This is a genomic window from Streptomyces aureus (assembly GCF_001418135.1).
Classification (GTDB): Bacteria; Actinomycetota; Actinomycetes; order Streptomycetales; family Streptomycetaceae; genus Streptomyces; species Streptomyces aureus_A.
In genome coordinates this window covers 1-8,988 of record NZ_LIPQ01000446.1, presented here as the reverse complement: position 1 = coordinate 8,988, position 8,988 = coordinate 1, and the positions used below count along the sequence as shown (strand labels likewise).

Genomic DNA, 8,988 nt, shown 5'->3' with positions numbered 1-8,988 from the left:
GCCGGTGCCGAGCTCGGCACCGGCGGCGACCGCGCCCTTCGGGATGACGGAGGTCTGACCGGTGTTGGTGGTGATCCCGGCGCCCGTACCTGTACCCGTGCCCGTGCCCGTGCCGGTACCGGTGCCCGTGCCGTTCGACGTACCGCCCGGGGCCGTCTCGAACGTGCAGCCCTTCGGCAGCTTCGGGAAGGCGTGCGTGGTGCCCTTGGCATCCGGGCCGCCCTCGACCTGGGTGTAGAGCGACGGCGTGGCGCTCTTCGGGTCGATGATCCGGCCGACGATGCCGACGCTCTCCGGCAGCGACGGGTGCGCGCGGTCGACCATCGCGAAGACCTGGTCCTTGCCGTTGTCGTCGGCGGTGCTGAACTCGGCCAGCGGGCCCTGCCGGGTCATGAACAGCTCGGCCTTGGTGCCAGCGCCGATGGCGACGGTCCGGCTGACCGTGCACGCGCCGAGGACGACGACGGACCCTCCGGTGGTGGGCTCGGTGGACGGCTCGGTCTGCGTGCCGCCCGTGGCGACCGGCTGCGGGGCGCCCTGCTTCGACGAACCGGGGATGTACGCGGCGAACCGACCGTCCTGCTCCAGGACGACGACGGCCCTGCCGAAGGTCCAGACGGTGCGGACGCCGGTCACGTAGGTGTAGCCGCGGCCCTTGCCGTTCTCGATCAGCTGGAGCCCGAAGCGGCCGTCCTTCTTGTCGAGCTGGAGGACGGTCCCGTCGGCCAGCCGGTAGGTGCCGGGCTTGGGGCCGGCGATGTTGCCGGTCCAGTTGTGGGTGGTGCCGTCCGGGTTGAGGACGAAGAACTCGCCGTTGTCCTGGCCGGCGGCGGAGCGGGTGATCGCCTCCAGGACGCCGACCGGGTGGCCCTCGCGGAACAGCTCGGCGCGGTGGTTCTGCTCCCTGACCTTGTAGATCTTGGCGACGGTGCCGGTCATGAGGGTCTCGGTACGGACGAGGGTGCCCTTCGCGGAAGCCTCGGTGGTCCCGGCCTCCGGGGTCTTCGTGGTGTTCCCGGCCTTCGGGGCCTTCGCGCCCTTCGCGTCCTTTCCGGCCTTCGCGGTGTCCAGCGCGTCCGGGACGTCCGGGCCGGCCTCGGCCGGAACCTCGTCGGACGGCTTGACGTCGGCGGACCTCGCGCCGGACTTCGCCGGCGAGGTGGCCGCCGGCGCGGCGGTGACCGGTCCGTCGGCGGCGAAGGCGGTGCCCGCCGCCACGGCGGGGGTGAGGGCGACACCGGCGACGAGGGCGGTGGTGATGGCGGTGCGAAGGGCGGTGCGCATAACGACTCCTGGAGAATCAGGCAGGTGGACGAGTGAGTCGCATGCCGCTTTTTCTCAGTCCGTTCGGGGATTCGGCGAGGTCTGGCCGGCTGCTGGAGGAAAATCTATTGATCTTGTATTCAGGACTTGTCCACTCCATGTCACGAGCCCGTGACAAGCCTCACCCCGCCCCCGGCGCACGCCACCACGCCGACCGCCCGTCTGTGACCTCGCGCTCTGCGAAGCCCGTCCCCTGTACAGGTCGCTACGCGCGTAGATATGCTCGACTGGTGACCATGCCCACCACTGCATCCGCAGCATCCGCATTCGCCGACGTGACCGCGTCCGACGGTGCGCTGCGCCGCTTCCTCCACGGGCTGCCCGGCGTCGACGCCGTCGGCCTGGAGGCGCGCGCCGCGTCCCTCGGCACCCGCTCGATCAAGACCACGTCCAAGGCGTACGCCATTGACCTGGCCATTTCCATGATCGACCTGACGACGCTCGAAGGCGCGGACACCCCGGGCAAGGTCCGGGCGCTCGCCGCCAAGGCCGTCCGTCCCGATCCGACCGACCGCACGACCCCGACGACCGCCGCCGTCTGTGTCTACCCGGACATGGTGGCCACCGCCAAGGCCGCCCTCACGGGCTCCGGCGTCAAGGTCGCCTCGGTCGCCACCGCCTTCCCGGCCGGCCGCGCCGCACTCCCCGTGAAGCTCGCCGACACGGCGGACGCCATCGCCGCGGGCGCCGACGAGATCGACATGGTCATCGACCGTGGCGCCTTCCTCGCCGGCCACTACCTCCAGGTCTTCGAGCAGATCGCCGCGATCAAGGCGGAGTGCGGCGACCGCGCCCGCCTCAAGGTGATCTTCGAGACCGGCGAGCTGTCCACGTACGACAACATCCGCCGTGCCTCCTGGCTCGGCATGATGGCCGGCGCGGACTTCATCAAGACCTCGACCGGCAAGGTCGCGGTCAACGCCACCCCGGCCAACACCCTGCTCATGCTGGAGGCCGTGCGCGACTTCCGCGCGCAGACCGGTGTGCAGATCGGTGTGAAGCCGGCAGGCGGCATCCGCAACACCAAGGAAGCGATCAAGTTCCTGGTTCTCGTCAACGAGACCGTGGGTGAGGACTGGCTGGACAACCACTGGTTCCGCTTCGGCGCCTCCAGCCTGCTCAACGACCTGCTGATGCAGCGCCAGAAGCTGGCGACCGGCCGTTACTCCGGCCCCGATTACGTGACGGTGGACTGATCAACATGGCATCTGCATTCGAGTACGCACCGGCGCCCGAGTCCCGGTCCGTCGTCGACATCGCCCCCCACTACGGCCTCTTCATCGACGGCGAGTTCGTCGAGGCGGCCGACGGCAAGGTCTTCAAGACCGTCTCCCCGGCCACCGAGGAGGTCCTCTCCGAGATCGCCCAGGCCGGCACCGAGGACGTCGACCGTGCGGTGAAGGCGGCCCGCAAGGCGTTCGAGAAGTGGTCGGCACTGCCCGGCTCCGAGCGCGCCAAGTACCTGTTCCGCATCGCCCGGATCATCCAGGAGCGCAGCCGTGAGCTGGCCGTCCTGGAGACGCTGGACAACGGCAAGCCGATCAAGGAGACGCGCGACGCGGACCTCCCGCTGGTCGCCGCGCACTTCTTCTACTACGCGGGCTGGGCCGACAAGCTCGACCACGCGGGCTACGGGGCGAACCCGAAGCCGCTGGGCGTGGCCGGCCAGGTCATCCCGTGGAACTTCCCGCTGCTCATGCTGGCGTGGAAGATCGCCCCGGCGCTCGCGACCGGCAACACGGTCGTCCTGAAGCCGGCCGAGACGACCCCGCTGACCGCCCTGTTCTTCGCGGACATCTGCCGCCAGGCCGGGCTGCCGAAGGGCGTCGTCAACATCCTTCCCGGGTACGGGGATACGGGCGCCGCGCTGGTCGCGCACCCGGACGTGAACAAGGTCGCCTTCACCGGTTCGACCGCCGTCGGCAAGGCCATCGCGCGTTCGATCGCCGGCACCGACAAGAAGGTCACCCTGGAGCTGGGCGGCAAGGGCGCCAACATCGTCTTCGACGACGCCCCCATCGACCAGGCCGTCGAGGGAATCGTCAACGGCATCTTCTTCAACCAGGGCCAGGTCTGCTGCGCGGGCTCGCGCCTTCTCGTCCAGGAGTCGGTCCAGGACGAGCTGCTCGACAGTCTGAAGCGCCGCCTGAGCACCCTCCGCCTCGGCGACCCGCTGGACAAGAACACCGACATCGGCGCCATCAACTCCTCGGAGCAGCTGGCGCGGATCACCTCGCTGGTGGAGCAGGGCGAGGCGGAGGGCGCCGAGCGCTGGACCGCCGCCTGCGACCTCCCCGAGGCCGGTTACTGGTTCGCCCCGACGCTCTTCACGAACGTCACGCAGGCGCACACGGTGGCCCGTGACGAGATCTTCGGCCCGGTGCTGTCGGTGCTGACGTTCCGTACGCCCGACGAGGCCGTCGCGAAGGCCAACAACAGCCAGTACGGCCTGTCCGCCGGCATCTGGTCGGAGAAGGGCTCCCGCATCCTGGCGGTCGCCAACAAGCTCCGCGCCGGTGTCGTCTGGGCCAACACGTTCAACAAGTTCGACCCGACCTCGCCGTTCGGCGGATACAAGGAGTCGGGCTTCGGCCGCGAGGGCGGCCGTCACGGTCTGGAGGCCTACCTCGATGTCTGAGTCGGCGACGCGGCTGAGCGTCTTCAAGACCTACAAGCTGTACGTCGGGGGCAAGTTCCCCCGTTCCGAGAGCGGCCGGGTGTACGAGGTGACGGACCTTAAGGGCAAGTGGCTGGCGAACGCTCCCCTCTCCTCCCGCAAGGACGCCCGTGACGCGGTCGTCGCCGCCCGCAAGGCGTTCGGCGGCTGGGCGGGCGCGACCGCGTACAACCGAGGCCAGATCCTCTACCGCGTCGCCGAGATGCTGGAGGGCCGCCGGGACCAGTTCGTCCGCGAGGTCGCGGACGCGGAGGGCCTGTCGAAGTCGAAGGCCGCCGTGGTCGTCGACGCGGCGATCGACCGCTGGGTCTGGTACGCGGGCTGGACGGACAAGATCGCCCAGGTCGTGGGCGGTGCGAACCCGGTCGCGGGCCCGTACTTCAACCTCTCCACGCCCGAGCCGACCGGTGTCGTCACGGTCGTGGCCCCGCAGGACTCGTCGTTCCTCGGCCTGGTCTCGGTGATCGCCCCGGTCATCGCCACGGGCAACACGGCGGTCGTCATCGCCTCGGAGAGGTCCCCGCTCCCCGCGCTCTCCCTGGGCGAGGTGCTCGCCACCTCCGACCTGCCGGGCGGTGTCGTCAACATCCTCTCCGGCAAGGCCGCGGAGATGGGCCCGCACCTGGCGGCCCACCAGGACGTCAACGCGATCGACCTGACGGGCGCGACCGAGGGCGACCTGGCCCGCGACCTGGAGATCGCGGCGGCGGACAACCTGAAGCGCGTCCTGCGCCCGCGCACGGAGGACTTCGCGGAGTCCCCGGGCACGGACCGCATGACGGCTTTCCTGGAGACGAAGACGGTCTGGCACCCGACGGGTTCGCTGGGCGCGAGCGGCTCTTCGTACTAGCGGTCCGTCAGGCCCACCGGTTCGGTGCGACAGGCCCCCGGGATCTCCCGGGGGCCTGTCGTCATGCCCGGCCGCGTTCGACGAGCCCCGCCACGCCGTCGAGGACGCAGTCGAGTCCCGTCTCGAACTGCCAGGCCGCGTCGTCCTTGCGCGCCGCCCCCCGGGTGTAGCGCCGGTAGGTCGGGTAGCGCCCGGTCTCCATCAGGTACGACATCTGCGGGGCGAGCCCCCGCCGCGTCTCGTCGGCGCTCTGCCAGCCCTGTTCCTCCATGTACTGGCGCAGCGCGGCCTCGGACTGCGTGGCCCCGTGGACGTACGCGTTGACCGCCCGGAACGCGGCCATCATCGTGTCGACGTCGAGCCCGAGCCCGTCGAGCGAGGCCAGCTGGCGCTCGGCCGCCGCCATCCGGGTCGGGGTGAGCGCGAAGAGCGGCGCGGGCATGTGGGCCAGCCAGGGGTGGCGCAGCATCATCTCCCGGGTCCGCAGCGCGTACGCGCGGAGCGTCTCCCGCCAGCCGGAGATCCCGTCCCCCGGCGCCAGCTCGCCGGACACCCGGTCGATCATGAGCGCCCACAGCTCGTCCTTGCCGTTGACGTGCCGGTAGGCGGCCATGGGCGCGACGCCCAGTTCGGCGGCGACCTTCCGCATCGTCACGGCGGCGAATCCCTCGCGGTCCGCGATGCCGATCGCGACGTCGGCGATCCTCCCCGCGCTGAGGGACGCCCGTGGTGCCGCCGCGGGCCGCTCCAGGCGCTCCCACAGCGAGACGTCGTCCGTCTCGTCCTTCTTCGCCACTCGGATCTCCTTCTCTCGCGTACAGCGTATGCCTTGTGGACGCCGTACACACCGACGTGTACGTTGTACACCGATCGGTATACGCCGTACACACCACGCCGCACATCACCGTCCAGGGGGACCCCGTGACCGCTCCGCTGCACATCGCCGTGATCCAGGGCTCGACCCGCGACGGCCGCCTCGGCCCCGTCGTCGCGAACTGGCTGCTCGCCCACGCCGCCGACCGTCCGGATCTGACCACCGACCTGATCGACCTGGCAGAGACCCCGCTGCCGACCGTCTTCCCGCACCTCGGCCAGGCCCCCGAGCGCGCCGAAGACCGCGCCCTGCTCGCAGCGGTGTCACCGCGCCTGGCCGCCGCCGACGCCTTCGTCGTGGTGACCCCCGAGTACAACCACAGCTACCCGGCCTCCCTGAAGAACGCGATCGACTGGCACCACCAGGAGTGGCACGCGAAGCCCGTCGGCTTCGTCGGCTACGGCGGCTTCTCCGGCGGCCTGCGCGCCGTCGAGCACCTGCGCGGCGTCTTCGCCGAGCTGCACACCGTCACCATCCGCGAGGCGGTCGGACTCCAGGGCGTCTGGGGGCAGTTCGACGAGAACGGCCGGGCCGTCGACCCCGCCGCCGACACCGCCGCCAAGGCGATGCTCGACCAACTCACCTGGTGGGGCGAGGCACTTCGCGACGCCCGCGCCCACAAGCCCTACGCGGCCTGAGCCATGACGACCCCTCCTCAGGATGCCCGCATCCCCTACCTGGGCGTCACCGGGCTCATGCTCGGCATCGTCCTCGCGACGCTCGACGGCACGATCGTCGGCACCGCGCTCCCGACCATCGCGGGTGAACTCGGCGGCCTGGAAAGGCTGTCCTGGGTCGTCACCGCCTATCTCCTCACCGCCGCCGTCGCCACCCCGCTCTGGGGCAAGCTCGGCGACCTCTACGGCCGCAAGGGCAGCTACCTCTCCGCCGTCGGTGTCTTCCTCGCCGGGTCGGTCCTCTCCGGCCTCGCGCAGAGCATGGGGCAGCTCATCGCCTTCCGCGCCCTCCAGGGCGTCGGCGCCGGCGGCCTGATGGTCGGCGCCTTCGCGCTCATCGGCACCCTGGTCGCCCCGAAGGACAGCGCCCGGGTCCAGGGGATCACGGGGGCGATGCTGCCGGTGGCCTTCGCCGGCGGCCCGCTCCTCGGCGGCCTCCTCACCGACCACCTGAACTGGCGCTGGGCCTTCTACGTCAACCTGCCCGTCGGCCTCGCCGCCCTGCTGATCGTCTCGCTCCACCTGCGCGTACGGACGCCGCGCGTCCGGGCCCGCGTCGACTGGGCGGGAGCCCTGCTGCTGACCACCGGGGTCCTGGCGCTGACCCTGCTCGCCGGCTGGGCCGGCACCGCCCACGCCTGGACCTCACCGCGGATCCTGGCCCTGGGCACGATCGCGGTCGTGGCTCTCGCCTGGTTCGTCAGGGTGGAGCGGCGGGCCGAGGAGCCCGTGATCCCGCCCCGGCTCTTCCGCACCCGCAACTTCACCCTGGCACAGATCCTGAGCCTCCTGGTCGGCGCGGGCATGATCGCCGCCCTGAACTACCTTCCGCAGTACCTGCAGTTCGCCCGTGGACAGTCGTCCACGGCGAGCGGACTGCTGCTGCTCCCGCTGATGCTCGCCATGGTCGCCGCCCAGCTGGCCTCGGGCCGGATCATCGCCCGGACCGGCCGCTACCGGATGTACCCGATCCTCGGCGGTGCGCTGATGACGGCGGGCGCGCTCGTCCTGCTGCTGCTCGACGTGGACACCCCCGTCGCCGTCGCCTCCGGGCTCACCGTGGTCGTCGGCGCGGGCATGGGCTTCCTCATGCAGGCCACGCTGCTCGTCACGATGTACGGCGCCGAGCCGCGCGACATGGGCGCGGCGAGCGGCACCGTCACTCTCGTGCGGACGCTCGGCGGCTCGCTCGGCGTGGCCGTCCTCGGCGCGGTGTTCACCGCGCGCCTCGACGGGGCCGACACCCACCTGACCCCGGCGCAGGCCCTGCGGCTGCCGGAGCCGGTACGGGAGGGCCTGGGGGCCGCGGTGACGAGCGGGGTGCACGGGGTGCTGCTCGGCACGGCGCTGCTCGCCGCCCTGGCCTTCGCCGTGGCCTGGCTCGTACGGGACGCGCCGCTGCGGGCCGGGACCGGTTCCGTTACGGAAGAAGCCCCCGCGTCAGCGGACCGGCCACCGGCAGATCGGCCACTGCCCCGCCCTTCGTGACGTGGTCGGTCACCAGGTCGGTGCCCACCGGCTTGAAGTCGGCGACCTGGGTGCCGAGGCCGTTGTCGAGCGGGTCGACACCGGTGTTGGCCAGCGGGTCGAGCTGGAGCCGGGTCAGCGGGCCGATCCCGTGGGTGACACCGGACAGCGCACCCGCGCCGGCCGCGGCGGCGTCCGTCCTGGTGAGCGAGTCGACGGGCAGCGGCACCGGGGCCACGGCCTGCGCCGACGCACCGGCGCCGAGCACCGCCGCGCCCGCCGCCGTGACGGTGAGGCCTGCCGCGAGCAGGGCGCTGCGACGGGGACTCCGGGGTTCTGCGTGACGCGCCATGAGGATCCTTCCGAGCATTCCATGGGTAATCGATCGGACACCGACAGTAGTTGAGGTGTGATGCTCGATACCAACGGGCTTCCTCGGGGGTCCCCTGCACGGGGGAATGCTTCACACTGGTGTCCCGTGAGTTCCCAACCGATCCCGACCCGTGTCGTCCTGCTCGCGGGCCCCTCAGGCTCCGGCAAGTCGTCCCTCGCCGCCGTCACCGGTCTCCCGGTCCTGCGCCTCGACGACTTCTACAAGGAGGCCGACGACCCGACCCTCCCTCTTGTCGAGGGCAGCTCGGACATCGACTGGGACTCCCCGGGGTCCTGGGACGCGGACACGGCCGTCGCCGCCATCGTCGAACTGTGCCGTACGGGGCGCACCGACGTCCCCGTGTACGACCTCGCCACCAGCTCCCGGGTGGACCGCGAGCGGCTGGACATCGGGCGGACGCCGCTGTTCGTGGCGGAGGGGATCTTCGCGGCCGAGATCGTGGCCCGCTGCCGTGAGCTCGACGTCCTCGCCGACGCGCTCTGCCTGCGCGGCCGCCCCTCGACGACCTTCCGCCGCCGGCTCGCCCGCGACCTGCGCGAGGGCCGCAAGTCGGTCCCGTTCCTGCTGCGCCGCGGCTGGCGTCTGATGCGCGCGGAGCGCGCGATCGTCGCCCGCCAGTCCGAACTGGGCGCCCACCCCTGCGCCAAGCCGGAGGCCCTGGGCCGCCTGGCAGCGGCGGCGGCGGGCCGCCACCGCACGCCCGCGGCCGCCGCTGCCAGGCGGCCC

8 protein-coding genes and 1 pseudogene are annotated in these 8,988 nt (G+C 71.6%); 6 read left to right on the top strand and 3 right to left on the bottom strand.

Features of this window, described 5'->3' with window-relative positions:
* Positions 1-1,284: pseudogene (locus AOK00_RS30290) on the bottom strand (hypothetical protein); the annotation flags it as partial.
* A gap of 275 nt (positions 1,285-1,559) precedes the next feature.
* Between AOK00_RS30290 and deoC the strand changes: the two are divergent.
* The 3 genes from deoC to AOK00_RS30275 are packed head-to-tail and all read left to right on the top strand — an operon-like array spanning position 1,560 to position 4,850.
* On the top strand, positions 1,560-2,519 hold the full coding sequence (gene deoC / locus AOK00_RS30285; RefSeq protein ID WP_055603412.1) for a deoxyribose-phosphate aldolase: 960 nt from the start codon (positions 1,560-1,562) through the stop codon (positions 2,517-2,519).
* Between the two features lie 5 nt (positions 2,520-2,524).
* Positions 2,525-3,961, top strand: coding sequence for an aldehyde dehydrogenase family protein (locus AOK00_RS30280; RefSeq protein WP_055603411.1), 1,437 nt, complete (start codon positions 2,525-2,527; stop codon positions 3,959-3,961).
* Entirely contained in the window at positions 3,954-4,850 is an 897-nt protein-coding gene (locus AOK00_RS30275) for an aldehyde dehydrogenase family protein (protein WP_055603410.1), read from the top strand. Before AOK00_RS30280 ends, AOK00_RS30275 begins: the two co-directional genes overlap by 8 nt.
* A gap of 61 nt (positions 4,851-4,911) precedes the next feature.
* On the opposite strand, the gene AOK00_RS30270 is transcribed toward AOK00_RS30275, so the two are convergent.
* Positions 4,912-5,646, bottom strand: coding sequence for a TetR/AcrR family transcriptional regulator (locus tag AOK00_RS30270; RefSeq protein ID WP_055603409.1), 735 nt, complete (start codon positions 5,644-5,646; stop codon positions 4,912-4,914).
* A gap of 125 nt (positions 5,647-5,771) precedes the next feature.
* Between AOK00_RS30270 and AOK00_RS30265 the strand changes: the two genes are divergently transcribed.
* Positions 5,772-6,362, top strand: a complete 591-nt coding sequence (locus AOK00_RS30265) for an NADPH-dependent FMN reductase (RefSeq protein WP_055603414.1) — start codon at positions 5,772-5,774, stop codon at positions 6,360-6,362.
* 3 nt (positions 6,363-6,365) lie between these two features.
* Positions 6,366-7,889 carry an MDR family MFS transporter gene (locus AOK00_RS30260; RefSeq protein WP_055603408.1) on the top strand — a complete coding sequence of 508 codons (1,524 nt, stop codon included), beginning with the start codon at positions 6,366-6,368 and terminating at the stop codon, positions 7,887-7,889.
* Here the strand turns inward: AOK00_RS30260 and AOK00_RS30255 are convergent.
* Positions 7,822-8,220: a hypothetical protein gene (locus tag AOK00_RS30255; RefSeq protein WP_055603407.1), complete on the bottom strand. Its 399-nt coding sequence runs from the start codon at positions 8,218-8,220 to the stop codon at positions 7,822-7,824. The genes AOK00_RS30260 and AOK00_RS30255 overlap by 68 nt on opposite strands.
* A gap of 60 nt (positions 8,221-8,280) precedes the next feature.
* Here AOK00_RS30255 and AOK00_RS30250 point away from each other — a divergent pair.
* Positions 8,281-8,988, top strand: a 708-nt coding sequence (locus AOK00_RS30250) for a uridine kinase family protein (protein WP_107097493.1), incomplete at its 3' end; no start/stop codon positions are given.

Bases quoted from the DNA above. Each gene is read 5' to 3' on its own strand.
- deoC (WP_055603412.1), top strand. From the start codon at position 1,560: ATGCCCACCACTGCATCCGCAGCATCCGCATTCGCCGACGTGACCGCG.
- AOK00_RS30280 (WP_055603411.1), top strand. From the start codon at position 2,525: ATGGCATCTGCATTCGAGTACGCACCGGCGCCCGAGTCCCGGTCCGTC.
- AOK00_RS30275 (WP_055603410.1), top strand. From the start codon at position 3,954: ATGTCTGAGTCGGCGACGCGGCTGAGCGTCTTCAAGACCTACAAGCTG.
- AOK00_RS30260 (WP_055603408.1), top strand. From the start codon at position 6,366: ATGACGACCCCTCCTCAGGATGCCCGCATCCCCTACCTGGGCGTCACC.
- AOK00_RS30255 (WP_055603407.1), bottom strand. From the start codon at position 8,220: ATGGCGCGTCACGCAGAACCCCGGAGTCCCCGTCGCAGCGCCCTGCTC.